The sequence below is a fragment of the Bradyrhizobium sp. genome, assembly GCF_049586575.1.
Taxonomy (GTDB): domain Bacteria; phylum Pseudomonadota; class Alphaproteobacteria; order Rhizobiales; family Xanthobacteraceae; genus Bradyrhizobium.
Map to the genome: position 1 here is coordinate 1 of NZ_JBAVCF010000215.1, position 26,296 is coordinate 26,296.

The 26,296-nt window shown below is 61.6% G+C and carries 22 protein-coding genes; 5 read left to right on the forward strand and 17 right to left on the reverse strand.

Features of this window, described 5'->3' with window-relative positions:
* Both WB528_RS08185 and WB528_RS08190 read left to right on the forward strand, forming a co-directional pair.
* Nucleotides 1-2,113 (forward strand): L,D-transpeptidase family protein (locus WB528_RS08185; RefSeq protein ID WP_423887914.1); only part of this gene is annotated, 2,113 nt, incomplete at its 5' end.
* 261 nt (nucleotides 2,114-2,374) lie between these two features.
* Nucleotides 2,375-3,952, forward strand: a complete 1,578-nt coding sequence (locus WB528_RS08190) for a DUF882 domain-containing protein (protein ID WP_423887915.1) — start codon at nucleotides 2,375-2,377, stop codon at nucleotides 3,950-3,952.
* An 18-nt stretch (nucleotides 3,953-3,970) separates the two neighbouring features.
* Here WB528_RS08190 and WB528_RS08195 read toward each other — a convergent pair whose 3' ends face one another.
* Both WB528_RS08195 and WB528_RS08200 read right to left on the reverse strand, forming a co-directional pair.
* Nucleotides 3,971-4,243: a DUF2312 domain-containing protein gene (locus tag WB528_RS08195; RefSeq protein ID WP_423887916.1), complete on the reverse strand. Its 273-nt coding sequence runs from the start codon at nucleotides 4,241-4,243 to the stop codon at nucleotides 3,971-3,973.
* A gap of 194 nt (nucleotides 4,244-4,437) precedes the next feature.
* Nucleotides 4,438-4,740 (reverse strand): DUF1244 domain-containing protein, encoded by a 303-nt coding sequence (locus tag WB528_RS08200; protein ID WP_423887917.1) that lies wholly within the window; start codon nucleotides 4,738-4,740, stop codon nucleotides 4,438-4,440.
* A 275-nt stretch (nucleotides 4,741-5,015) separates the two neighbouring features.
* Here WB528_RS08200 and WB528_RS08205 point away from each other — a divergent pair, with 275 nt between their 5' ends.
* Nucleotides 5,016-5,543, forward strand: coding sequence for a DUF1036 domain-containing protein (locus tag WB528_RS08205; RefSeq protein WP_423887918.1), 528 nt, complete (start codon nucleotides 5,016-5,018; stop codon nucleotides 5,541-5,543).
* Nucleotides 5,540-6,976, forward strand: coding sequence for a pyruvate kinase (gene pyk, locus WB528_RS08210; RefSeq protein WP_423887919.1), 1,437 nt, complete (start codon nucleotides 5,540-5,542; stop codon nucleotides 6,974-6,976). Before WB528_RS08205 ends, pyk begins: the two co-directional genes overlap by 4 nt.
* A 21-nt stretch (nucleotides 6,977-6,997) precedes the next feature.
* Here pyk and WB528_RS08215 read toward each other — a convergent pair whose 3' ends face one another.
* Nucleotides 6,998-7,423 (reverse strand): OsmC family protein, encoded by a 426-nt coding sequence (locus WB528_RS08215; protein ID WP_423887920.1) that lies wholly within the window; start codon nucleotides 7,421-7,423, stop codon nucleotides 6,998-7,000.
* A gap of 281 nt (nucleotides 7,424-7,704) precedes the next feature.
* On the opposite strand from WB528_RS08215, the gene WB528_RS08220 reads away from it, so the two are divergent.
* Nucleotides 7,705-9,198 (forward strand): hypothetical protein, encoded by a 1,494-nt coding sequence (locus tag WB528_RS08220; protein ID WP_423887921.1) that lies wholly within the window; start codon nucleotides 7,705-7,707, stop codon nucleotides 9,196-9,198.
* Between the two features lie 38 nt (nucleotides 9,199-9,236).
* On the opposite strand, the gene WB528_RS08225 is transcribed toward WB528_RS08220, so the two are convergent.
* The 14 genes from WB528_RS08225 to tolQ all read right to left on the reverse strand — a co-directional run bounded on the left by WB528_RS08225 (nucleotide 9,237) and on the right by tolQ (nucleotide 25,999).
* Nucleotides 9,237-9,911 carry a TetR/AcrR family transcriptional regulator gene (locus WB528_RS08225; protein ID WP_423887922.1) on the reverse strand — a complete coding sequence of 225 codons (675 nt, stop codon included), beginning with the start codon at nucleotides 9,909-9,911 and terminating at the stop codon, nucleotides 9,237-9,239.
* A 138-nt stretch (nucleotides 9,912-10,049) separates the two neighbouring features.
* Nucleotides 10,050-11,273, reverse strand: a complete 1,224-nt coding sequence (locus WB528_RS08230; RefSeq protein ID WP_423887924.1) for a glycosyltransferase family 87 protein — start codon at nucleotides 11,271-11,273, stop codon at nucleotides 10,050-10,052.
* Between the two features lie 161 nt (nucleotides 11,274-11,434).
* Nucleotides 11,435-12,907, reverse strand: a complete 1,473-nt coding sequence (locus WB528_RS08235) for an NCS1 family nucleobase:cation symporter-1 (RefSeq protein ID WP_423887925.1) — start codon at nucleotides 12,905-12,907, stop codon at nucleotides 11,435-11,437.
* Nucleotides 12,908-13,007: 100 nt separating this feature from the next.
* Complete coding sequence (locus WB528_RS08240) at nucleotides 13,008-13,412, reverse strand: DUF3052 domain-containing protein (RefSeq protein WP_423887927.1); 405 nt, start codon at nucleotides 13,410-13,412, stop codon at nucleotides 13,008-13,010.
* A gap of 11 nt (nucleotides 13,413-13,423) precedes the next feature.
* Nucleotides 13,424-15,346, reverse strand: a complete 1,923-nt coding sequence (ftsH, locus tag WB528_RS08245; protein ID WP_423887928.1) for an ATP-dependent zinc metalloprotease FtsH — start codon at nucleotides 15,344-15,346, stop codon at nucleotides 13,424-13,426.
* 237 nt (nucleotides 15,347-15,583) lie between these two features.
* A complete protein-coding gene (gene tilS, locus WB528_RS08250; protein WP_423887929.1) occupies nucleotides 15,584-16,654 on the reverse strand; it encodes a tRNA lysidine(34) synthetase TilS in 1,071 nt (356 codons plus the stop codon).
* A gap of 277 nt (nucleotides 16,655-16,931) precedes the next feature.
* On the reverse strand, nucleotides 16,932-17,933 hold the full coding sequence (gene ybgF / locus WB528_RS08255) for a tol-pal system protein YbgF (RefSeq protein ID WP_423887930.1): 1,002 nt from the start codon (nucleotides 17,931-17,933) through the stop codon (nucleotides 16,932-16,934).
* 232 nt (nucleotides 17,934-18,165) lie between these two features.
* Complete coding sequence (gene pal, locus WB528_RS08260) at nucleotides 18,166-18,654, reverse strand: peptidoglycan-associated lipoprotein Pal (protein ID WP_423887931.1); 489 nt, start codon at nucleotides 18,652-18,654, stop codon at nucleotides 18,166-18,168.
* A gap of 335 nt (nucleotides 18,655-18,989) precedes the next feature.
* Nucleotides 18,990-19,733 carry an N-acyl amino acid synthase FeeM domain-containing protein gene (locus WB528_RS08265; protein WP_423887932.1) on the reverse strand — a complete coding sequence of 248 codons (744 nt, stop codon included), beginning with the start codon at nucleotides 19,731-19,733 and terminating at the stop codon, nucleotides 18,990-18,992.
* A gap of 173 nt (nucleotides 19,734-19,906) precedes the next feature.
* Nucleotides 19,907-22,225, reverse strand: coding sequence for a putative bifunctional diguanylate cyclase/phosphodiesterase (locus tag WB528_RS08270; protein WP_423887937.1), 2,319 nt, complete (start codon nucleotides 22,223-22,225; stop codon nucleotides 19,907-19,909).
* A gap of 170 nt (nucleotides 22,226-22,395) precedes the next feature.
* Nucleotides 22,396-23,754, reverse strand: a complete 1,359-nt coding sequence (gene tolB, locus WB528_RS08275) for a Tol-Pal system beta propeller repeat protein TolB (RefSeq protein ID WP_423887933.1) — start codon at nucleotides 23,752-23,754, stop codon at nucleotides 22,396-22,398.
* A 44-nt stretch (nucleotides 23,755-23,798) separates the two neighbouring features.
* Entirely contained in the window at nucleotides 23,799-24,719 is a 921-nt protein-coding gene (locus tag WB528_RS08280; protein WP_423887934.1) for a protein TolA, read from the reverse strand.
* A gap of 51 nt (nucleotides 24,720-24,770) precedes the next feature.
* Nucleotides 24,771-25,241: a biopolymer transporter ExbD gene (locus WB528_RS08285; protein ID WP_423887935.1), complete on the reverse strand. Its 471-nt coding sequence runs from the start codon at nucleotides 25,239-25,241 to the stop codon at nucleotides 24,771-24,773.
* Nucleotides 25,242-25,285: 44 nt separating this feature from the next.
* Nucleotides 25,286-25,999 (reverse strand): protein TolQ, encoded by a 714-nt coding sequence (tolQ, locus tag WB528_RS08290; protein WP_423887936.1) that lies wholly within the window; start codon nucleotides 25,997-25,999, stop codon nucleotides 25,286-25,288.
* Nucleotides 26,000-26,296: the final 297 nt, after the last annotated feature.

Consider the following 26,296-nt stretch of genomic DNA (forward strand, 5'->3'; position numbering starts at 1 on the left):
GCCCACTGCCGCAGATTTCAAGCTCGACACTGTAACTCCGGACACGACCAAAGCGGCCGCGACAACAGCTCCGGCAACGCCTGCCGCCAAGCCTGCGGATGTCGCCACCGCCCCGCTCTCCCAGCCCACCAAGGTCGAGCCCGCCAACACCGACACCGCCAAGATCGAACCTGCCAAGTCTGAGTCTGCAAAGTCTGAGCCTGCAAAGTCTGAACCCGCCAAGACCGAGCCCGCAAAGGACGCAAAGGAAGAGGCGAGCAAGTCTGAGCCGGCCAATGGCGACGCAGCCAACGACGCCGTCAAGAACGATACGGCCACCGTGGCTCCCGCCCAGGCGCCCGCGCCGGCCGTCACGGCTTCATCGCCCGAACCTGTCAAAGCCGCGAGCAACGTCGCACCCGAAGATCAGCCCGTTGCTGACAGACTGCACGACATGGTCGGTTCGAAGGTGACGCGTTATTTCGACCGCAAAGCAGAACGCGCGGCGGTGGAGAAATTTTACACCGCGCGTGACTTCGCACCGATCTGGACCCAGAGCGGCAAGTTGACCGACAGCGGCAAGGGCGTCGTAGCGCGGCTGAAGGATGCCGCTGCCGACGGGCTCAATCCGTCGGACTATCCGGTGCCGGATTTCGCTGCGGCGACCACGCCCGATGCGCTTGCGGAAGCGGATCTGAAACTCACTGCCAGCATGCTCGACTATGCGCGCCATGCCCAGAGCGGCCGGATGCACTGGTCCCAGGTGTCCGGCGACATTCAATATCCGGAACACCCGATCGATCCGAACGAAGTGCTGGCCAACGTCAGCACGGCCAAGGACGCCTCGCTCGCGCTGGACAACTACAATCCGCCGCAAAAACTCTATCGCGCCCTGAAGAAGAAGCTCGCCGAATTGCGCGGCGACGGCGACGGACAAGTGATCCAGATCGCCGACGGCCCGGCGCTGAAATATAGCCCGCCCCGCAAGAACCAGCCCGCGGTCGAAATGGAAGACGGCCGCGTGCCGCAACTGCGCGCCAAGCTCGGCATCGGCGAAAATGCCGACGATCGCCATTACGACGCCAAGGTCGCCGAGGCGGTCCGCAAGTTCCAGTCAATGGCCGAGCTGAAACCAACCGGCGTGCTCGACGACAGGACCGTCAAGGCCATCAACAGCCCGAAGCGCGATCGCCAGATCGATACCATCGTCGTGAACATGGAGCGGTGGCGCTGGCTGCCGCGCGACCTTGGCGCGCCTTCGATCGGCGACGCCTATGTCATTCTCAACATTCCCGACTACACGCTCAAGGTCATGCAGCATGGCGAGCAGGTCTGGACCACCCGGGTGGTCACCGGTCAGCCCGGCATTCATGCCACGCCGCTTTTGACGGAGACCATGAAGTACATCACGGTCAACCCGACCTGGAACGTACCGCCGTCGATCATCTACAACGAATATCTGCCCGCCCTGCAGCAGGACCCGACCGTGCTGGAGCGCATGGGATTGAAGCTTGAGCACAATCCGGACGGCAGCATCCATATCTCCCAGCCGCCGGGCGAACGAAATGCGCTTGGCCGCATCCGCTTCAACTTCCCGAACAAGTTCCTGGTGTATCAGCACGATACCCCGGACAAGAACCTGTTCGCCAAGGAAGATCGCGCCTTCAGCCATGGCTGCATGCGGGTTCAGAATCCGGACCAGTACGCCGCGGTCCTGCTCGGCATCACCGAACCGAACGCGCACTACACGCCGGAAAAAATCCGCAGCATGTATGGCTCGAGCGAAATCGATCTGAAATTCCCGACGCCGATCCCGGTCAACATCACCTACCAGACCGCGTTCGTGGACAACGACGGCAACCTGCAATTCCGCAAGGACGTCTATGGCCGCGATGCGACCATGCTGTCGTTGCTGCGTTCAGGCCGAAACAAGGACCTGGAGGCTGTGATCGCCCACTCCCAGCCGAACTACGTGAAGCCGGTCAACAATCTGCGGTTCGCCAGCGACAATTCGTGGTCGCCGTCGGGACCGTCCTTCTTTGAACGGCTGTTCGGCGGTCCCACGCCGCCGCCCGCCCCTCCCGGCCGCCGGCGTCTTCTTCAGCCGCAGCCCCAGCGGTACTACGACCGCTGACAGCCAGGCGGCAAACCGGGATTATTTAGTAAAATCAAAGACCTCGTCCATCGGGCGAGGTCTTTTGACATTAAGCATTGCCGATCCCGATTAACCACGCGGCTATCTTTCGCCACACTCGGCGGCTTAGCTTTCCCTGCAATTTGGGGGGATGGGTTTAAGTCGCACTTAACCCTCCCGCGTTAAGAGTGCATTTACCGTCTTTCGCCACACGGGGTCGCGAAAGAATTCAACGCTCGGTCTGTTGGGTGGGCTTATTCGTTGCTGACCGGTTTCGCACGCCAATCTACATTGTTGTCAAAGGCCGGATGGCAGCTCGCGCTGACCTCGGTGCTGCTGCTCGGCGGGATCGGCTCCGTCCACGATGCGACCGCCCTGAACGAAACCCGCACCCTCTCCTTCCACCACACTCACTCGGGTGAAGACCTCACCGTCACCTTCAGGCGCGAGGGGCGCTACGACGAAGAGGCCCTGAAGCAGCTCAATCATTTCCTCCGTGACTGGCGCAGCCAGGACCAGACCACGATGGATCCTCATCTGTTCGATATCATCTGGGAAGTCTATCACGACGTCGACGGCAAAAAGCCGATCCAGATCATCTCCGCCTACCGCTCCCCCGCCACTAACGCCATGCTTCGGCATCGCTCGGCCCATACAGGTGTGGCGCGCTTCAGCCAGCACATGCTGGGCCATGCGATGGATTTTTACATTCCGGACGTGCCGCTCGAACAGATCCGTTACGCCGGTCTGCGCCTTCAGCGCGGCGGCGTCGGCTTCTATCCGACCTCGGGATCGCCGTTCGTGCATCTCGACACCGGCAACATCCGCCACTGGCCGCGCATGACCCACGACCAGCTGGCGCGCGTGTTCCCCGATGGTCGCACGGTGCATATTCCTTCCGATGGTACGCCGTTGAAGGGATATGAGCTGGCCCGCGCCGACATCGAGCATCGCGGCAATGGAGACGATGCGGCCAAGGTCAGCAAGCCGAGCCTCTTGGCCCGCCTGTTCGGCAACAAGACGCAGGATGACGAGGACGAAGGTTCTGCGCCGGCCGTCCAGGACAAGTCCGCTCCGGCAGTACAGGTCGCTGCCGCCAAACCGGTCGACGCCGTGCCGGTCCGGCGCGCAAAGCCTGCGGCGACGCTGCAGTTGGCCACAGCCGACGCGCAGACCGTGCAGGCCGCCAAGCCGAAACAATCCGCCGCATCGGACAGTTCGTCTGAGGCCACGCCACAGACCCCGGCTGACATCATCAATGCGCGGGGCTTCTGGGATAACATGCCGGCGGCACCGAAGCAGGCGACGCCGGCACAGGTCGCTGCCCTCAATGCCCGTCAGGCGCCTGCCTCAACCGATCAGCAACCGACCGGCAGCGTTCCCGCCGCGTACCAGGCGATGGCTTACGCGCCGGAGGCGTCTCCTCCGGTCGATCGCGCCCATATTGTTGCCGCCAGCGCGCCCATTCTCCGCAACGCGCATTCGGCAGCCAGCCGCAATCTCATGGCGGCGAACGATGTGACCACTGGTGTCGCCAAGGCCCAAGGTCAGGACGGCGTGGTGGCCACCTCGACACGGGTTGTCGCGTCCAGGGCGAGCGATGAATGGTTGCGGATCATGATGCTGGCGCCGAGCGCAAGCACGTCGATGTCGGTTACGATGCTCGGCGATCCCAATATGACCTTGCTAAGCCACCTCTTTGTCAAACCACAGACGGCGATCGTGATGGGATTCTCGGACGATCCGCAAGCCGGCCTGACCGTCGATCACTTTAGCGGCCCAGCCACCGCGCCGCTCACAATACAGTCCTTCGCCTTGCGGACGGCTTCGCTGAACTAGGTCCTCAGGAGGAGAACCTCACAGCATCCCGAGCGCCTGCATATAGGTCTCGAGAATCGTTTCCTCCTCCGCCCGCTCGTTGGCGTCTTGCTTGCGCAGCCGGACAATCGTACGCAGCGCCTTGACGTCGTAGCCGTTGCCCTTGGCTTCCGCATAGACATCGCGAATGTCATCGGAGATGGTCTTCTTCTCTTCCTCCAGCCGCTCAATCCGCTCGATAATGGCCTTGAGCTGATCCTTGGCAAATCTCGTCGCGGGCTCTTCCTTGACGGCGGCAGCAGCGGTGGCCATCGGGTACTCCTGAATTGAACTGACGGTTGGGGCGGAAAAAGAAAGCGCCGCACGTTTGACCGCGAGGCGCATGTCGCAAAACGACCCTCAAGAGTAAGGCCCCTCACGTCAAGGCGGCATCATCGCTCATCCACAGCGCACCCACAGGAGAGCAGAACTTGCACGGACAATGTCCGCGCATCGTCGCTATCCCATCAATGTCCGGATTGGGCTTTCGTCATTGCGGCAAGCTGTTCAGGGCTCGCTTTTCCTTGAAAGCTTGCTTTCCAGGTCTCGTACGGCATGCCGTAGACCGCCTCGCGGCTCTCATCCTTGGTCATCGCCGCGCCCTTGGCGTCGGCTTCTTCCTTGAGCCAGTTGGACAGGCAGTTGCGGCAGAAACCCGCCAGGTTCATCAGATCGATGTTCTGGACATCGGTGCGGGAACGCAGATGCTGGACAAGACGCCGAAACACCGCGGCTTCAAGTTCTGTTCTGGTTTTGTCGTCGATCGCCATGGCCGGTTCCGTCCTTTTGCGGCATGATCGGAAACGACCATGCTCTGACTGTCCAAGTAGGAAATTGTCACATATTTTTCCATATCGCGACGCAAACATTCAGCGACTTTGCAAGGCTCGAACGGGTCCGACGGTCCGAAATGCTGGCGAAATTCTGCTTGACCGTCGACGGGCCTCACGCGAAATCGTCAATATCTTGATATAGCTTGGCCGCAATGATCCCAAAAGATTCGCTTCCCCCCACCCGAACGGCAAAACGCCTCGGCACTACCTTGATGCCCGCCCTGCTGTTCGCGCTGACCTGTCTGTGGAACGGATCGGCGTTTGCGGACTTTCGTCTCTGCAACAACACGTCGAGCCGGGTGGGCATTGCGCTTGGCTACAAGGACGCGGAGGGCTGGACCACCGAAGGCTGGTGGAACGTATCCTCGCGAAGCTGTGAAACGCTGCTGCGTGGCACGCTTGTCGCACGGTACTACTATATCTACGCGCTCGATTACGATCGCGGCGGCGAATGGTCGGGACAGGCTTTCATGTGCTCGCGCGACAAGGAATTCACGATCAGGGGCGCGGATAACTGCCTGGCGCGGGGCTTCGACCGGACCGGCTTCTTCGAAGTCGACACCGGCGAGCAGCGCGCCTGGACCGTGCAGCTCACCGAAACCAACGAGCAGCAGCCCGCGCAGCGTGTGCCGGGTATTCCCGGCGCGATCGGTCCGGGCGGCGCCGGAAACATTCCAGGCATCTCGAATTCACCGGGCGCGACGGTGCCGCCAACGGCTGCGCCCGGAACCAAGCCATGAGGCGACTGCGCCGTATCAAGATCCTCGCAACGCTCGGCCCGGTTTCTTCCGACAGTGCAGTTATCAGGAAGTTGTTCGAGGCCGGCGCTGACGTTTTCCGCATCAACATGAGCCACACCCCGCACGACAAGATGCGGGAGCTGGTCAAGACCATTCGCAATGTCGAGAGCAGCTACGGCCGCCCCATTGGCATTCTGGTCGATCTGCAAGGACCAAAGCTGCGCCTCGGCTCGTTCGCCGAAGGCGCAGTGCAACTCAACAACGGACAGAGCTTTGTGCTCGATTCGGACAAGGCGCCGGGCGACAACACCCGCGTTAACCTCCCGCATCCGGAAATTCTCGCAGCCCTCAAACCCGGCCATGCGCTTCTGCTCGACGACGGCAAGGTGCGGCTGATCGCCGAGGAGACCTCGCCCGAACGCGCCGTTACCCGTGTCGTGATCGGTGGCCGGATGTCGGATCGCAAAGGCGTCAGCCTGCCCGACACTGACCTTCCGGTCTCCGCGATGACACCGAAAGACCGCGCCGACCTCGAAGCCGCGCTGGTGACCGGGGTCGACTGGATTGCGCTCTCGTTCGTGCAGCGCGCCGAAGACGTCATCGAGGCGAAGAAGCTGATTCGCGGCCGGGCCGCCGTGATGGCCAAGATCGAAAAGCCGCAGGCGATCGATCGCCTGCCCGAGATCATCGAGGCTTCGGACGCGCTGATGGTCGCGCGCGGCGATCTTGGCGTCGAACTGCCGCTGGAGCGCGTGCCGAGCCTGCAAAAGCAGATGACGCGGCTGGCGCGCCGCGCGGGCAAGCCGGTCGTGGTTGCAACGCAGATGCTGGAATCGATGATCCAGTCGCCGGTGCCGACGCGCGCGGAGGTCTCCGACGTTGCGACCGCGGTCTATGAAGGCGCCGACGCCATCATGCTCTCAGCGGAATCGGCGGCCGGCAAATTCCCGGTCGAGGCTGTCTCGACGATGAATCGTATCGGCGAGGAGGTCGAGCGCGATCCGACCTATCGCGGGGTGGTCAACGCGCAACGCGCCGAACCTGAGCCCACCGCCGGCGACGCGATTGCGGGCGCCGCGCGCCAGATCGCCGAGACGCTCGATCTCTCCGCGATCATCTGCTGGACCAGTTCGGGATCGACGGCGCTGCGGGTCGCGCGCGAACGACCCAAGCCGCCGGTGGTGGCGATCACGCCGAATATCGTGACGGGACGCAGGCTGTCGGCAGTGTGGGGCGTGCACTGCGTCGTCGCCGAGGACGCGCAGAACCTCGACGACATGGTGAGCCGCGCGGGCAGCATCGCCTTTCGCGACGGCTTCGCTCGTGCCGGCCAGCGCGTCATCATTGTGGCCGGTGTGCCGCTGCGCTCGCCCGGCACCACCAACATGCTGCGCATCGCCTCTGTCGGTCCGGACGAAGACGCCGAAATGTGAGCGTGCGGCGACAGCGCTTCGTCAGAGCAACTTCGCGTCCAATGTGATCTTGGTGTTGAGAAGCTTCGACACCGGACATCCGGCCTTGGCCATGCCGGCCAGTTCCTGAAACTTTGCGTTGTCAGCGCCGGGTATCTTGGCGGTCAATGCCAGATGCACCGAGGTAATGGCAAAGCCGTCGCCGACCTTTTCGAGCGTGACGTCTGCCTTGGTTTCCATCTGCTCGGCAGTGAGCTTGGCTTCGCCGAGGATCAGCGACAGCGCCATGGTGAAACAGGCGGCGTGCGCGGCGCCGATCAACTCCTCCGGGTTGGAACCCGGCTTACCCTCGAAGCGGCTGGCGAAGCCGTAGGGGTAGTCTTTCAAGGCGCCGCTCTTGGTAGAAATCGCGCCCTTGCCGTCCTTGATGCCGCCTTGCCATTTGGCCGATCCCGATGTCGTCGTCATGTGGGGCTCCGTCGTGTTGGGGGTGAAACAGGCGATATCCTCCAACACCAATGCGGCAGAAATGTTCGAAACGGGTAGTAACGCACCTGACCGCGGGTTCCTCGGCTGGCATTCGTTAACCAAAAAGCGGCGTCGGCGGGCGATCGTCGAAATGCGGCTCTGACCTTTACTCAACCTTAGATCGGGTGCCCTAAAGCACCCGATGTTGGCAGTTCACCGCGCAAGCCCAAAGAGATGCAGAGCCCGTAGCGAGGCGCGCTTTGACCGTCAGGGAGCCGTTGATGTACGCACTGGAGGCTTTGGACGGCTCTCGGCCTGATCAAGCGCGGAAGACGCTCTGGATGCACTTCCAGACATCCGGGATCTACATCTTCCTGATCGCCTGCATGGGCGTGTACTACCTTTCGAACGCATCGCTCCTGCTTGGCCACTATGATCTGGGATGGCACCTCGCCGCGGGAGACTTGATCAGGGAAAAAGGCAGTATTCCCTTCCAGGATCCGTGGGCGTTCACCCTTGGCGACAAGCAGTGGTACAATCTCTCCTGGCTTTGGGACGTCCTCGCCAGCGTCCTGGTTCAATATACGGGATTTAGCGGTCTCACGCTGTTCGTCGTCGCCTGCGGCGCCGTCATCGTCGGATATCTGGCGTCTGCCTGTCTGAGCAGTGGCGCCTCGGTGCTTGCGGTTTGCATCTCGGTATTCCTCGCCGGTTTGCTCTATCCCACCTTCGCAACTCCTCCCAACATTTATCTGGCAGCCTCGCCGAATACGGCGACGATGTTGTTTTGCGTCATCTTCTTTGCAGAGTGTCTGAAACGAACACGGCGCTTTCTGCTGCCGGTGATAATGATGCTCTGGGCCAATCTGCACGGCGGCTTTGTGCTCGGCTTTTTCATCATCGGTCTTTTTGGCGGCGTCGCATTGCTTCGACGCGATTGGAAGAATGTCTGGGTCTACGGTTTGACGGGCGCAGGTTGCCTTGCCGCCATCTTCGTCAATCCGCTTGGCCTTCATATCTACGACGGCGTCACCGCGACGCTCGGCAACTTCGTGCAGGCCAATATCACCGAGTGGATGTCCTATTCTCAGAACATCACCTTGCCGGGAAGCATCCCAGGCATCGTCTACATTCTGGCCTTCGTTGCATTTGAATTGCGCTTCGGCGGCTCTAGTCCCGTCCCCCTCGAGTCACGGCTGTTGAGCTGGCTCTTTCTGGTTCTGGGGCTGCATCAATTCAGATACATGTCGTTCTTTTTCCTGTTCTCAGCCATTCCCTTCGCGCTTCACCTCGACCGGCTGCTGCCCGGAAAACCGAATGATGCCGAAGTGCAAAAGGGGTTGTTGACCGCCGGTATCGTCGGACTGTGCGTGCTGCCGTTGATCTTCATGCGGGTAGAACCGGCTCTCGGGCTTTCGGATGATCTCCTCTCGGAGCAGGACGCGCACTATTTGCAGCAGAATTTTTCACATGCGCGAATTCTGAACCACTGGAACGTCGGTGGCCCCTTGATTTTCCGCACGCATGGTGCCGTGCCAATATTTGTCGATGGCCGCGCGGCGACCGCTTATCCCGACTCGCTGCTGCGCGACTATTTCACGCTGATCAAGTGGGATATCGACGAGACCGCCTGGAACGCCGTGCTTGAGAAATACAAGATCGATGCGGTGTTCTGGCCGACCGCGCATGACCCACTGCGGCACTTCCTCGTCGACAAGCGCGGCTGGAAAGAACAATACATCGGCTCTCACGAGAGCCTTTACGTCAAACCGTAGCGGCTCTTCTGTTTACCGGCTTGAAGATCGAGCCGCGCCTACGCACCGGCCAGCGCCTTCGCCGGCAAAACCGCCTGCACCACGAGGCCGCGGGCGCGGGCATCCATCACACCGACCGCGCGCAAGGCCAGCAACGTCACAGTCTGCACTGCATCACGCAGCTTTCCGGGATCGTCCATATTTTCCGCGGCGAGCGGCCCGACCAGCGCTTCATGCAGCGCCCCGAGCAGCGCGGTCGCCGCGAGGTTCGTGTCCTGCGCCGGCAGATGTCCGGCACGCACCGCTGCATCGATCCGGCTTGCGATTTCGTCAACCACCGCGCGGCGGCTCGCAACACGCGAGGCCGTTACATCGACATCGACGGGCTCGGCCAGAATGCCCCAGGCGAGCTTGCGCTGCGATAACGAATGCACCGCGACCGTGGTGACGGTGGCCGCCAGTGCCGACGACGGCCCAGGTGCGGCATCTGCGGCCCGCCGGATCGCGGACAACTCGTCGCGCGAGACGTCGGCGATCAATTCGGAGATCAGGTCGGCCTTGGAAGGAAAATAGCGGTAGACCGTTCCGGCGGCGACATTGGCGCGGATCGCGATCGGCGCGATCTGTACCGCGGCCATGCCACCTTCGGCGGCAGCATTTCGGGCAGCCGCCAGGATAGCGCTGCGGCGTGCAGCGAGGCGCTTAACGACGTGGTGGGTCCGCCGGTAGACCATCTGTGCGTTTCTCGCTCCCTGTGCGCCCGGACCTGAAATCCATCAAAGCACGTACTGGCGTTTTTGGCGGCCGATGCCAGCCACTTCAAGAAGTGAACTACAATTCAGGGCTGATGACAAGCCGGTTCTGGATGCGCGCTATCGCGCCGGAACCATCGGTGCCGATGCCGGTCCTCGCCACCAAGGCCCTATCCGGCTGCCGATCAAGGTGGCGACGACGAGCGTTGCCGCAAAGCCAGTCGGCGCGCCCAGCAGCGGATAAATCATCAGGAGGGCGGCGACGAGGCCAAGGGCCGGTAACTCGTGGCGCGCAAAGCCCTCGTCCAGTCCGACGCGAACGAGAAACGCCACCGCAATGGCGAGCACCATCTCATCGTAGAGAAACAGATAAGGCGTCACCAATAGCGTGCCGGCAGCAAGGGCGGCCGCTTTCAACGGATATGGGATCTTGCGATTGCGCCAAAGAAGCACGAGCAGAACCGCGACCGCCCCGCTCATCATCCACTGCAACACCCAGGCTAATGTCTCCGGGCCGCCGAAATAGCGGGTCAACGCGAAGATGCTCTGAATCTTGCCCCACGGCGCACGGCCCTCGACGAGGAAGGCCTTGTCGAACATCGGCATCCAGTGAACGAACGCCTGCCAGCTTTCAGTGCCGAAGACGAACCACGACAGTGCGGCCAACAAAACTGCGACAAAGCCCGCGGTCAAGAACACCCGCCACTGCGCGGCTGCGATCAGCACCAGCGGAAACAGCAATCCATATTGTGGTTTGTAGCTCAGAAGCCCGAGGCAAATGCCCGAAAGAACCGGCCGCTTCGGCATCAGCACCAGCGTCCCGCCAATCAGCGCGGCCGTGAGAAATCCGTTTTGTCCGACGAGCGTGTTGGTGAACACCACCGGGAACGCCGCCGCGAGCAGAAAGCCGAACCAGCGACCGACGATCGCGCGCATCGCCGCGAGATAGGGCAGGAAGCTCACCGCCGCCCAACCGACATAGGCCACCGCGTAGGGAAAATGCGCGAGCGTCGCGGCGACGAACAGAAATGGCGGCGGATAGTGCCAGGCGAAATTGCCCTCATAGCTCTGGCCGAGAACCGCGACCTGGACCTGCTTCTGGATGTCCCAGTCATAGGCGAGCGCCGGATGGCCATCGAGCACGAGACGGCCCGCGGACCAGACGTTGACGAAGTCTGTCGGGATGCCCAGGCCATTCTCGTCGAAGATCCACCAATGGGCGGTGAATCCATTTTGCAGCATTGCCACATTGATCGCGCAAAGCACGAGGCCGCCGATCAGGAGCGCGGGCGGAATTGCGCTCTTCGTCGCGGGCCTGATGATATCGGATGTCAGCGCGGCCATGGAGGGGTCCCTGGAGTTCCGATTCCGAAGTTCGCAAACAATCGCCGCAACCTCTGATGCGAGCTTCGGAATCAAAAAAGGTGCCAGCCTCCAGCTTTAGGCCGGCTGGCTTGCCGAAATCTTAAGACGTTGGAGCTTGGCGCCCCCCGATTTGGCCTGTTTCAGGCGACGGCTCGCGATGGCGTCGTCGCCTCGCGGCCGCGCATCAGTGCCATGTACAACAGGGCGCCGAGGGCCGCCCCGATCAGCCAGCCCCAATCCCCGATATTGGTGATGGCCCCGTAGGCTCCCGCAAGCGACAGCCCGATCGAGACCGCCGCCGAACCCGCGAGCGCGATCAGCGCCCGGGCGTTCCAGCCGTTTTCGAAGTGCAACGATCCCGTCTGTGACATCGTATAGAGATCGTCGAGGACGATCTGCTGGCGTTTCACGAGATAATAGTCAGCCACCATGATCCCGAACATCGGACCGAGCGCAGCACCGAAGATGCTGACGAAGATCGTGATGGCCTGCGGACTCGAGACGAAAATCCACGGGCATACGATCACCGAGAGGATCGAGGTGATGAGACCGCCGAGACGGAAATCGATCTTCTCCGGATAGAGGTTTGAAATGTCGTAGGCTGGCGAGACGAAGTTGGCGACGATGTTGATGCCCATGGTCGCAACAATGAAAGTAATGGAACCGAGCGCCACCACGATCGGACTACCGATGCGCTCGACGATACTGACGGGATCCATGATGGCCTCGCCGAACACCTTCACGGTGCCCGCCGTGACGATCACGGTAATGATCGCGAAGACGATGAAGTTGACGGGAAGGCCGAGGAAATTACCGACCTTCATTGCGCGATCGTCTTTCGCAAAACGGGAGAAGTCGCCGAAGTTGAGCAGCAGCGCCGCGAAATAAGCGACGATCAACATCGCCGCGCTCGCCATATGGCCAACGGCCGAGCCTTCAACGGGCGGCCCAAGCTGCAACGACAGGCTCGACGTTCCGGTCTGTGTCAGGATCCAGATCGCCAGTGCAAACATCACGACGTAGACGGCCGGTCCGCAGAAATCGATGAACTTGCGGATCGTCTCCATGCCGTTGAGAAAGATCAGAAGCTGGAACAGCCACATGAACAGGAAGCAGGCCCAGCCGAGCGCCGAGAGCCCGACGAAAGAGGAATGCGTCCACGCTTCGGCGCCTGGATAGAACGTCAGCACCAGCACCTGGACGGCCTTGGAGGCGAAATAGGTCTGCACGCCGTACCAGACGATGCCGACAATGCCGCGCAAGCCTGCGGCAATATTGGCTCCCATGACGCCGAACGCCATTCGCGCCACTACTGGAAAAGGCGTGCCGTATTTCAGCGATGGCCGTCCGATCAGGTTCATCAGGAAGTAGACGGCGGTGATGCCGATCGCCATCGCGAGCAGCACCTCCCACCCGGTCAGGCCAAGAAAGAATAGGCTCGCCGCGAAGGTGTACCCGCCGACCGAATGCACATCCGACATCCACATCGCAAAGATGCTGAAGATGCCCCAACTGCGTCCCTCGCGCGCCACGGGCGCCAGATCGAGGTTGTAGAGCCGGGGGTCGGCGCCCGGCACGGCAATGACGGGTGAGGCGTTTGAATGGCCTGACATCGGCAGCTCCCCTACTCGGCAGCCAAGACTGACAGATTATTTCAAGCAAGTCCCACGCCAAGGAGGCAGCATCCCGCCGTTTTTCAGCAGGCTCGTGCGGTTATCGCTGGTCTTTCGGGATCACAAATTTCAGCGCGGACCAGACCTCATCGATCGCGCAGACCTTGATATCAACGAGGCCAAGCGGAAGTGCGGTATCGCGCACGCCAATATCGGTCAGATCGGTCGCGACGCCGGAAGATTTCTTGGGCCATGATACCCAGATCATGCCGTCAGGGACGATGGCGGTGCGGTAACGACGCAGCTTTGCGGCAAGCCCGTTCGACTGCATAGCGAACAGATGCACCATATCGAGCGGCGGCTTCGGTTTGGCCTGCACCAACGCGCCCGATGGCAACGGGCCGACGATCTTTTCGTAGGCGGTTGGCGCCCCATCCACAAAAATACAAAAGCCCGGCTTGATGCCGAGCTTTTGCGCAACTGCCTTGCCGGAGGTACCGGCCATTCCGCCGGCTCTTACGCCTGCGGCTGCGGCTCCAGGCCGGGATCCGGATCGGGACGCGGACGCGGCTTGCCGGCCGGCGGCACCGCAGAGGCGCGCGGCGTGGTCGGCTCCAGTACCGACTCGCGGTTTGGCTTCTTGCCCTTGAGGAGATCGATGATCTCGTCGCCGGTGAGCGTTTCGTATTCCAGAAGGCCCTTGGCGAGTGCCTCGAGATCGGCACGCTTCTCGGTCAGGATCTTGGTCGCCTGGTTGTAACCTTCCTCGACCAGACGCCTGATCTCGCTGTCGATCTTCTGCACCGTCGCCTCGGAGGCGTTCTGCGTGCGCGAGACCGACATGCCCAGAAACACTTCGTCCTGGTTTTCGCCATAGGACACGGTGCCGAGTTCTTCCGAGAGACCCCAGCGTGTCACCATCATGCGCGCCAGCCGCGTCGCCTGCTCGATGTCGGAGGCAGCACCTGACGTAACCTTCTCGCGGCCAAACACCAGTTCCTCGGCGACACGGCCACCCATCATGATGGCCAGACGCGAGGTCATCTGCTCGAGCGACATCGACAGCTTGTCGCGTTCCGGCAACTGCATCACCATGCCGAGCGCACGGCCGCGCGGAATGATCGTCGCCTTGTGGATCGGATCGGTGGCGATCACGTTGAGGCCGACGATGGCATGGCCGCCTTCGTGATAGGCAGTCAGCATCTTTTCTTCCTCGGTCATGACCAGTGACTTGCGCTCGGCACCCATCATGACCTTGTCTTTCGCCTCTTCGAACTCGGCTTGCGTCACCATGCGCTTGTTGCGGCGGGCGGCGGTAAGCGCGGCCTCGTTAACGAGGTTCATCAAGTCGGCGCCCGAGAAACCGGGCGTGCCGCGGGCGATGGTCTTGAGGTTGATATCGGGCGCGAGCGGCACCTTGCGGACATGCACCTTGAGAATCTGCTCGCGGCCGACGAGGTCGGGTTTGGGCACCACGACCTGACGATCGAAGCGGCCGGGCCGCAGCAACGCCGGATCGAGCACGTCGGGCCGGTTGGTGGCCGCGATCAGGATCACGCCCTCATTGGCCTCGAAGCCGTCCATCTCGACCAGCAACTGGTTCAGCGTCTGCTCGCGCTCGTCATTGCCGCCGCCGAGGCCGGCGCCGCGATGACGGCCGACCGCGTCGATTTCATCGATGAAGATGATGCAGGGCGCATTCTTCTTGGCCTGTTCGAACATGTCGCGGACACGGCTCGCGCCGACGCCTACGAACATTTCGACGAAGTCCGAACCGGAAATAGTGAAGAAGGGCACGTTGGCTTCGCCCGCCACCGCGCGCGCGATCAGCGTCTTGCCGGTGCCGGGAGGGCCGACCAGCAACACGCCGCGCGGAATCCGGCCGCCAAGCCGCTGATATTTTCCGGGATCGCGCAGGAATTCGACGATCTCCTGCAAATCCTGCTTGGCTTCATCCACGCCCGCAACGTCCTCGAAGGTCACGCGGCCATGCGCCTCGGTCAGCATCTTTGCGCGCGACTTGCCAAAGCCCATCGCCTTGCCGGCGCCGCCCTGCATCTGCCGCGAGAGGAAGATCCATACGCCGATCAACGCAACGAAGGGCAGCCATGAAACGAGCAGCGAAACGAACCACGGCACGTTGTCGCCCGGCGGCTTCGCCGTGATCTGCACCTTGCCGTTGTAAAGGCGTGTCACCAGCGAGGGATCGTTCGGCGCATAGGTCTGGAAGCTCGATCCGTTGGTGAATGTGCCATGGATTTCGGGCCCCTGGATGACGACATCGCGGACGTGATTGGCGTCGACTTCGTTCAAGAGCTGCGAGAAGGAGATGTCCTGTGAGGCGGCCCGCTGGCCAGGATTCTGGAAGAGCGTGAACAAAGCCAATAGCAGCAGAACAATAATGACCCAGAGGGCGAAATTGCGCAGATTGGCGTTCATTGAATTTCCTTCGTGGTCGCGCGGATCGCGGCCTTATTCCTGTGTTGAGCGCGAGAGAATCCCTCGGGGCCGCGCTGCGCATACAATCTAGGTGCCGAGGCGGTCGCTGCCAAGGGAACCGCATGGGACTATTTAGCCTATCCTTGGACTATTACGGCTCAAATCATGGCCTGAAAATGGGGTGAGTTCGGGGGGTGGTTAAGGCCCGCAAAACCGCGGCAGTCCGCCCTATCCATCTCAATTCGGCCTGCGGCGGCGCGGCGGAGCCGGGGCGATGACGATTCGCCCCTGGGCCAGGCTGACGGCAGCGCCGGCAAGAGTATGTTTCAGCCGCGGTTGACGTTTTTCAGTGGCCGTTCGCAATGCGTCGTCCAAAACCGCAAGCAGGGCTTCTACCTTGCCCAGTTCCGCCGGTCCTTCATGGCCGACCCGGTCGATCGCACGCAGCAACAACCGAAGCCGGATTTCCTCCGGCAGAGCGGCGAACGCCGAGCCCTCGAAGCTGGTATTCGGCGGCTTGGCGCCGTGGGCCGCGGGCCGCGATCCAGCATCGCGGTCCCGAAGCGCCAGATAGCGCGCGGCGCCGCCAACCAGAATCTCGATCGCCGCATTGGCCCGCGCCAACCGCGACGCGAGCCTTGCCAGATTGCGGGCATCGCCGCCTTCGGCGCCAAGCTCCTCGATCAGGTTGCGGATGCGTGGCCGGGTAAAGCTGACGTCGCGATTGGTAGGATCCTCCGCATAGCCGATTTTGGCTTTTTCCAGCGTCGCGATCAGCTGCGATTTCGAAATGTTTAGAAACGGGCGGGCAAGCAACACCCCTTCCCGCTCGCTCTCGCGCGCCATCGCTGCCAGACCGCTGATGCCGCTGCCGCGCAACAGTCGCATCAACAACGTTTCGGCCTGATCGTCGCGGGTATGGGCGGTGAGGATGTGGCTCGCGCCGCTCCGGCGCGCGACGGTGGCGAGCAGGCGATATCGTGCGGCCCTGGCCGCGGCCGGCACGCCCGATTTCGGCTTCTCGCCACTCCAGCGCATCGTGCGATGGGGGACGCCCAGCGTGCGCGCCAGATGTTTGACCTCACGCGCCTCGCGCGCGGACTCTGGCCGCAGGCCGTGATCCACCGTCACCGCCAGGAGATCGGGGCCGCGCGCCAGCGCCGCGCGCCAACGCGCCGCAAGCCACATCAACGCGATGGAATCGGGGCCGCCTGAAACGGCGAGGACTAGCCCGCGTGCATGCTTCCAATCCGCGAACAGGCTTTTCGCCTGCTGCACCGAGATCGGGGATTTGTCGTCCTCAGGCATGGCATCGTGAGCTGATCGGAAGGGCCTTTCCGGACCTTAACCTATCCGCCACAAGCTAGCACGCCACTCGTACACGCCGCGACAGGGCACGAAATGTCAGAACCGGGACCCTGGTGGAGTGAATTTGACGTTCGCTCCCCAGTCAACCTCGAGTTCGCAAAGCGCGAATGTCAAATCCGAAACTCCACTAGAAACAAATATTTGCTGGTAGTCCTTTTGATTCCAACATTCGCAAAGGTGCCCCCTGAAAAGGGGTGCGAATGTTAGAATCGGACCACTAGCACTTCGAACGCTTTTTCTCACGGTCGACGGTCTGCCTGATGCTGGTCGCGGCGCGCGGATATTTCCGCGCGACTTCGCCGAATGCGGCGCAGGCCGCCTCCTTTTCCTTCAGCGCGGCGAGCGACTGACCAAGCCGCAGCAACGCATCCGGGGCCTTCGCCGAACGGTCGAACTTGGTCGTCACCGCCAGGAACGCTTCCGCCGCCTCACGGTAGTTCTGGCGCTGGTAGAAGCTCTCGCCAAGCCAGAACTTCGCATCCGCCAACAGGGGGTCGTTCGGATATTTCCTCGCGAAGTTGCGCATGGTTTCTTCGGCCAGCGCGTAATCCTTGCGCTCGATATACCCAACGCCAAGATCGAACTCGTCCCTCGGTGTTGCCGAGGGTGGCAAGGTCGTGAGCGCACCCGTGCCGTTGACATTGCGCGGGGGTGGCGGCGGCAAAGCCCCGGCGGGAGCGCCTGCACCTCCGGTATTGGCGAGGTCGACCGGCGCGCCGATTCTTCCCTCGGCAGGAAGAGGTAGCTGGCCGCCGCCAAGCGCTCGCGGCGCGCCGGGGGCATTCGGATTCTGGCTCGGATCGAAGGCGTCGCCGCGTCCGCGGCCTTGCGGTGCGCCGGCCGGTTCCAGAACGATCGGCGCGGGAGCGGCAGCCTGCGATTGGTAGCCTCCCGGGGGTTGCTGATAGCCGGGGGCTGGCTGTACCGGCGGCAAGGCGGCTGCGTTGGGCAAGGGGGCGGCTCCCGGCTGCGCGGACGCGCCCGGCTGGGCGCCGCCCTGAAGTGCTTTCAGGCGCTCTTCCAATTGCCGGTTGTGGTATTGCAGTTCCTCGTTCTGCCCGGTGAGCTGCCGCAGCTGGTTTTCAAGCTGCTGGATCCGGATCTCCGGATCGACATCGTCGGATTGCGCCCGCGCAGGTCCGATCCAGGTTTGCAAGCATAGTGCCAGCAGCGCTGCCAACGCGGCAGCGCAGGTAATTTTATGAATCCTGAATGACATCCCGGTGGTCCGATTCTAACATTCGCATCCCTTTTCAGCGGTCACTTTTGCGAATGTTAGAATCAAAAGGACCACTAGCCGTGACGGGCGAGTGAGCGCGACGGTAGATCAGATTGGGAGGGAGTACGCCAAAAATGTGACTGAGACAAATGGCGCAGACTGCTCCCAAAGTAGAACCGGCGCCGCTCAGTAAAGAGCGACGCCGGCGAAATGTGTTCCAATCAAGCGGGCTTTACGAGCTCGCGTTCAGCACCGTCACCGCGCGGCGGTTCTGCGACCAGCAGGAGATATCGTTGCAAACCGCAACGGGGCGCTCCTTGCCGTAAGAGATCGTACGCATCCGCGAGGCATCGATGCCGCGCGAGGCGAGGAAGGTACGCACCGACTGGGCACGGCGGGCACCGAGCGCGATGTTGTATTCGCGGGTGCCACGTTCGTCGGCATGGCCTTCGATGGTGAAGGTGTAACGGTTGTAGGTTTGCAGCCACTGCGCCTGCTTCTCGAGGGTCGCAATTGCCTGCGGCGACAGATCGGTCTGATCGCTCTCGAAGAAGACGCGATCGCCGACATTGACCACGAAGTCCTGCTGGCTGCCCGGCGTGGCCGCGCTGGCCATCGCACCGTCAGTCAGCGGATTCTTCGCGCAGGCGCCCATCGACAGCGCGACCGCAAGGGCTGCGGCCAGCTTCAGACCCTGGAGGATACGCATAGGGTGTTTCATTCGGGAGCCTCCACGCTCACGTTTTCGACTTCTATCCGGTCTACAGGGCGATAGTTAAGCGAACGTTCCGTCAACCTTGATGGGACGTTGCCGAACCCATTCAAATGCCCCCAGTCGGCGAAAAGCGACCACGATGGTTAATGGGTTGTAAATGTGGCGCGAGGGTGAAGGCAAGTCCATTGCCCCGAATATATCGGCTTTTCAAGGCCCTGGGCTGTGATTTGGCGCCGAGGGCCAGACCCCGGACAGCCGAATCGGGGCGACCGGCGAAGCTCGCACCCTGAGGATCAATTGAAGCCGGCTTGCAGGGGTGGCGTTAACACGGCGCGAGCGCGTCAGGCGACAGGCGAGATCGAAGGCTGGCACGGCAGGAATTGCGGCAGGTCGATCACCTTCGGCACGGTGTCGTGACGCCCGAACAGGATTTGCCGCTCGAATTGGGTCGATCGCATGATAGGAAAACGCGCCAGGACCCTTTCGCGGAGCCTCCGGAAATCCGACGCCATCAATGAGGTCTTCATCGCATGCCAGCCCGGAAATGCACGCGGTTCACCGATCGGCTCGTGCAGAAACACTCGGCGATAGAATGGCTGATGGTCCGGACGCACCATCGCAAGCCCCGTATCGGCATTGAAATGATCACATGCCACATAGGCTAGCCGCAGAGTCACGTAGGGAAGTTCCGGAAACAGCCTGGCTTTTTCCGGGTCCGCAGCAAGGCGCGCCGGATCGACGAAAACTTCGCCTCGATCGAGTCGGCTATGGAGAACGTCGCCATACAGCTCGGTCGAATAAGACATCCGACATCCCGACGTCAGGACGTGAACGCGGAGAGAACTGCAGAGTTCTCCGTCAAGATATACTCCGAATATCCAGGCGTTGGGCGCGTCGTCGTAGCGATCGCTCACACGCCGGGACTCCGACGGCAAAATCAATCCGGCATTCAGATAGGCCTTGTACCGCAGTGCGTAGATCAGATCTTTGTCTTCAGGGGTTTCGATGAGCCTGTAATCGACGCGATCCAGTAAAGCTGACCCCCGCAGGACAGGCGATGTGCGCGGCTCGGCTTCGGGCTTCATCAGCTACCTCTCACACCCGCGGCAACTTCCGCGAGAAGAAAAGATTATTAATGGCTCCTTAACAAAATTGCAAAGCAATCGAAACGTTAGGGTTAACCCTTGCTGCGCAAGGGAAATTCACGCCGCAGGGAACAAGTCTATCGGGGGATGAGCCTTGCGCCGTGAAGGCGTCTTCAGGCGATCGATCTGGAAGGAAACACTTCTTCGTCGGGCCGGCGGCCGTGAGAAGCGTTCAGGAGTTGCAGAACCCGCGGCGCCGGCACGGGCCGGCTGAAGAGATAGCCCTGGGCCTCGGTGACGGTGCCATCGGCATTGATGAGCTCGAGCTGTTCGTTGGTCTCGATGCCTTCGACGACAACCGACATGCCAAGGTCAGCGCTGAGCCGCGCTACGCCGCGCAATAGCCGCAACGGACGATCGGTGTCGATCCCTTCGAGGAACGAACGGTCGATTTTGACCTTTTGCAGCGGAAAGTTGTGCAGATAGCTGAGGCTCGAATAGCCTGTGCCGAAATCGTCCAGCGAAATGCGCACGCCGAGTTCGCGCAACTGCGAAAGCAGCTCATGCGTAAACTGCGTATTGCGCAGCAAGGACGATTCCGTGATTTCGATCTCGAGGCGATGAGCCGGCAATCCCGAAACGTCGAGTGCGTAGCGGACCTCGCTTAGCAGATCCCGCTGGTGAAACTGCTGCGGCGAGAAATTGACGGCGACGCTGACCGCCTCAGGCCACCGCATGCACTCCAGACACGCCTTGCGCAGGATCCAGCGGCCGAGGTCGACGATCATGCCCATGTCTTCTGCGACCGGAATGATGTCGATCGGCGAAACCGTGCCGCGAACCGGATGATTCCATCGCAGCAGCGCCTCGCAGGTCGAAATCTTGCCGCTCTGGAGATTGACCAGCGGTTGATAGAACAGCTCGAACTCCTCGTTCGCGAGCGCCTTGCGGAGGTCGAGTTCGAGAATGCGGCGCGCCGCGACGGTCTGCGCCATTTCGTCACGGAAGAAGCAGAAGGTGCCGCGGCCATCCGCCTTGGCACGGTAAAGCGCCATGTCGGCATTCTTCAGAAGCGTGTCGGCGCTCACTCCGGCAGTCATCGCAATGCCGATGCTGGCGCCGATTTCGACCAGGTGATTGTCGATCTTGTAGCGCTCGCTCAAGTGATCGACGATGCGGCGCGCAAGAGCTGCCGCCTCGTCCGGCGAGCGGATATTTTGCTGAAACACAACGAATTCGTCGCCGCCGAACCGCGCCACAAAATCTTCGGGGCGCAGCATGGTACGCAACCGATTGGCCACTGCGCACAACAACTGGTCGCCGGAGGGATGACCGAGCGTGTCGTTGACTTGCTTGAACTGGTCGAGGTCGATGAACAACAGCGCCGACAACTGATCGGCCTTGTGGGGGGCGGCGAGAAGATGCTCGATCTCGTCGCGGAAATTGGTGCGGTTCGGCAATCCCGTTAGTTCGTCATAACGCGCCAGATGCGTAATCCGGGCCTCGGCGTTGCGCCGCTCGGTGACGTCTTCAAGCAGGACGACGGCGCCGCCGTCGGCCATCGGCTGGAATGCCCACGACAGCGAACGGCCGCGCGCCACGTCGGGGTCGGTCGTGATAATGCCCTTGGCCTGCGGATTTTCGATTTCGGAATGGATCATCTTTGCGCTCGCCGCCGAAATCGATCCGGCATCGACGCAGGCGGAGAGGATGTCGGAGGCGCCCGGGCGCAAATGTGCCAGATCGCCCGGCAGATTCATCATCTCGCTGAAGCGATGGTTCATGACCGCAAGACACCCGTCGCTCGTGAACATGCACAGACCGTGCGGCATGTTGTTCAAGGCGGTGTCGAACTGGGTGGCAAGCGCCGCTTCGCGTTCGCGGGCCACAACCGCCTGCATGAATATTCTGTGCAGATTGGCCGAGAGCTGCATGATTGCGAAAAGAAACGCCGCACTCACGGCCGACATCGCCACGTAATAGGGTGTGCCACGCATCGCCAGCGCGATCACGGCCGGACCGAACTGAAGCAGAGCCTGCAGACGGAATATCGATGGCCGCCCGTAGGCCCTCCCCGCGCCTCCTGCCACGATCCCGGTGGTGACGGATAGACAGATCATATGGACGACGGCGTCGTTATTGCTGGTCAGCGCAACGGAGCACCACGTCCCGATCGCAGCCGCCTGGACCAGCGCCCCGAATTGATAGCGCGTGTGCCACTGCGCCGCTTCATCGGCAGTCAGAGTCGCCTTGCGTGCGAGGTACCGCTGCAGGTCGAGCACCCGAATAGCGCCGGCCGCAACGAGAAGTACGACACACGCCCAGATCAGATCCTCGCCGGTCTTCAGCGCCGTCATGGCTGCGGCGATGGCCACGAAGATGATGCCAGCAAGCAACGGACCGGGTGCCTCGAAAAGCGAATCGATCGACGCCGCGCGAATTGACGGCGAGGTCTTCAGTTCGGTTTCTGGTGGATGCTTGGCCAACTGCATCTTGCGCACGGTTCCTCTGCAGGCGAATTCTTACCCGCTGCCGGTGAAGTCTTTCTGAGGGAACATCGTTACCGAGACGTTGTCTTTTGTCCCGGCCGCCAGGAATCTGCCTACGGAATCATCAGGCTAGGCAAGGTTTGCCGATTATCGCCCGGGCAGGTTCGGCAATCTCACGAAAGCAGCGGCGACCACGCCGGATCGGAGGCGAATCCGGGCGTTGGAACACGCTGTTCGAACCGCCCGGAAATATCGACGGTGAACAGCGACGGCCCGCTATTGCCACCGGGATCGCGGAAGAACATCAGAACCCGCCCGTTCGGCGCAAAGGTCGGTCCTTCGTTGTGGAATCCGGAAGTCAGGATCCGTTCGCCGGAGCCATCGGGCTTGATGATGCCGATCGAGAATTGCCCGCCGCCCTGCTTGGTAAACGCGATATAATCGCCGCGAGGTGACCACACCGGCGTCGAATAGGTGCCATCGCCGAAGGAAATGCGCTGGGCCTGGCCGCCGGCGGCCGGCATCACGTAAATCTGCGGCTTTCCGCCGCGATCGGACTCGAAACAGATTTGGGAGCCGTCAGGCGCGTAGGATGGCGAGGTATCGATCGCCGGCGTATCGGTCAGCCGCGTCGTCGATTTCGACCGCAGGTCCATCACGAACAGGTTGGAATTGCCGCCCTGTTGCAGGCTCATGATCACGCGCTGACCGTCCGGCGAAAAACGCGGCGAGAAGGTCATGCCCGGGAAATTGCCGACGATTTCGCGCTGTCCGGTTTCGACATTGAAGAGGTAGACGCGCGGGTCGCCCTGGCCGAATTCCATATAGGTGATTTCCTGGGTCGAGGGCGAAAAGCGCGGCGTCAGCACAAGATCGGTGCCGCGGGTCAGGTAACGAACATTGGCGCCATCCTGATCCATCAGGGCGAGCCGCTTGATCCGCCGCTCGGCGGAACCGGTCTCGTCGACAAACACCACGCGGCTGTCGAAATAGCCTTTCTCGCCGGTCAGACGCTCGTAGATCTGATCCGAAATGATATGGGCGATCCGCCGCCAGTATTCGGGCTGGGTGAAATATTGCTGGCCGGTCAATTGCTGACCGGTCGCAACATCCCAGAGACGGAACTCCGCCTTCAGCCGTCCGTCCGGCTGCCGCGTCATGCGGCCGGTCACCAATGCTTGCGCGTTGATCGACTTCCAGTTGTTGAATTGCGGCGCAACATCGATATTAGCGACCTTTTCGATGTAGGCAGCCTGATCGATCGGCACGAACAGTCCGCTGCGCTTGAGATTGTTGGTAATCACCTGGGTCACGCCGGCGCCGACGTCGCCGTCGGATGGCGTGCCCGCCACGAAATTGGGAATGGCAATCGGCAACGGGACGAATTCGCCCTCCGGCACGATGATGCGTTTTTGCGCTCGGGCTGCTCCGATCGGAACACCCGCAAGCACGCCAAGCGAGGCCATGCCGGAAACGAGCTGCCGGCGGCTCAGGCGAAACGGCGTTGGGCGGAATGAATCTTTGTCGGTCATGGGCTCGGCTTCATGTCATATATACGGATCGTAAGCTCAGCGTTTCAGCTCTTTCGTTCAGTGAACACGGGCGCAAAAAACTTCCATTCCTCAAAATAGACCGCGGGAAGTTTGTACGGCTGGCACTCGATGATCGCGCGCAAGGCGCTCTCCTGATAGACGCGAAGATAAGGCGTCGCCGGCGTGCCCTCCGGCATCGGTGCCGATTCCAGTGTGCCGTCCCGCTTCAACCGGATCGAGAAAGCGGCTTCCGGATTCTGGCTTTCGATGCCGCCAAATGGCTTTTTCCAGCAACGCTCGACCTGTTGCTGGAACATCGCGCCCCAGGTCGCCGAATTGTCTGCGGCTGCGCCCTTGGTGGTTCCGAGCGCGGCGTTCGAATTGAGCGTCTCACCGGTCGCGGCCCGGTGCGACGGGTCGCGCTTGTCCAGCAACGCCGCAATCTTGGTCTGGTCGAAGGTACGTTCCTTCGGTTTCGGCGGTTGCGGCGGAGGCTTCGCGGCCTGGACCTGCGGCTTCTTCTCTTCCTTTTTCAAGGCCTCCGCGATCGGGTCGGTCGTCTCCGGCTTTTTCTCAACCGGCTTCGGCTCTTCCTTCGGCTTGGCCTCGGCCACCGGTTTTGGCGGATCAGGCTTTTTCTCGACCGGCTTTTCGACCGGTTTAGGCTGCGGCGGCGGCGTGGTATCGGTCACGACCGGCGCCTTCTCGGTAATCTTGCCAACAGCGTCTTCAACAGGCTTGGCCTCGGCGACTTTCTCCACCAGCGGTTTGGGGTTTTCCTTCTTGCCCGACTTCATGCCGGCGGTGACATGCGAGAGCTGGTCGGCCGAGATCACGTCGACCGCGACCACATCCTCCTCCGGCATGACGAAGGCCTTGGTCGCAAACGAAACCATCGTCCACCCGATCACGAGGACGTGCAGGACAATCGACGCCGCCAGTGTCTTGTCGATCTTGACCTTCAAGTCAGGCCTTCCGTTTCGATCCAGAAGTCGCTTCGCGCGCGACCGGCATTCTCAAGAACCTTGCTCGGGAATGATGACGATATTGGCCTTGAATCCGGCGGTCCGGATCTGCCCGAGCAATTTCATCATGTCGGTGTAGCAGACATCCCTGTCGCCGCGCAGGTAAACCACGCTCTCGGCCTCCGACCGAGTCTCGCGGATCGCCTTGATTTTAGGCAACAGATCGGCGGCCGCAATCGGCGCATCGCCCAGATAGAGCTCGATATTCGAGTTGCAACCACCGTTGGTCCGCTTCACCGACAAAGTCAGCGGAGGGGTGTTGGACGCGGTGGACCGGCCACCGCTCGCAATCGGCAGATCGATGTCGATGTTCGAGGTCATCAGGGGCGCCGCCACCATGAAGATGATCAGGAGCACCAACATCACGTCCACCATCGGCGTGACGTTGATCTCCGCCATCACGGCGCTGCGCCGGCCGCGGCGCCGGCCGCCCCCTGACGAGCTAGCCATGTTCATCGCCATGTTTTGGTGCTCATAATAAGCTCATCGTATACGGCTACCGACCCTCACCCGCGTTCGTCGATCTGACGCGACAAGATCGCCGAGAATTCGTCGGCGAACCCTTCCAGCCGCTGGGCCTGCCGGTTCACCTCGGAGGTGAACTTGTTGTAGAAAATAGTCGCCGGGATGGCGGCGATAAGGCCGATGGCGGTCGCAAAAAGCGCTTCCGCGATGCCCGGGGCGACCACCGCCAGCGAGGTATTCTTCGACGCGGCGATCGACTGGAAGCTCGACATGATGCCCCAGACGGTTCCGAACAGACCGACGAAAGGTCCGGCCGAACCGACCGTGGCGAGCACCAGCAGCCGACGTTCGAGCCGCTCGATTTCGCGCGCGATCGAGACAGTCATCACCTTTTCGATCCGCATCTGAAGGCCGGCAAAGGAGCGCGCCTGGCTTTCAAAGGAGCGTTTCCATTCGCGCATTGCCGCCACGAAACAAGCCGCCATCGACTGCGTCGGCTTGGCGGCGAGCGTGCGGTAAAGCTCCTCGATCGACTGCCCGGACCAGAAGGCCTGCTCGAAGCGATCCATCGCGCGGCGCGTGCGCGAGTAGAGAATGACCTTGTCGATCGCGATCGCCCAAACCCAGACGGAACAGGACAACAGCCCCAGCATGACGCATTTCACGATCCAGTGAGCCTGCCAAAACAGGGTAATCAGCGAGACGTCAGTAGCTGGCAGCGGCAAGGCGGACTGAACCACGTCGGCCGGATTCATAAGCGATCCTCTCAGCGCAAAATTCCCAATATTCCGATAGCCAAATGCTGCTAGTGCATTGGCTACCGGTCCTACGGCCGCGCGCAAACCGCGGGCAATCACCGCCGGCGCGAAATGCCGTGATCCATCACATGGGAGGCCCGTCCAAAGCCGGGGCTGGCTTCCCCTGCCAACGTGTCAAAACGAGGGCTTTCCGCGCGTCTTTTCGTCTCTAACCAGACGCTAATCGTAGTTAACGTCTGGTTACCAAAGGGGATTTCGATCAGGGGAAATACCGGCCCCGCAACGGCCTACAGC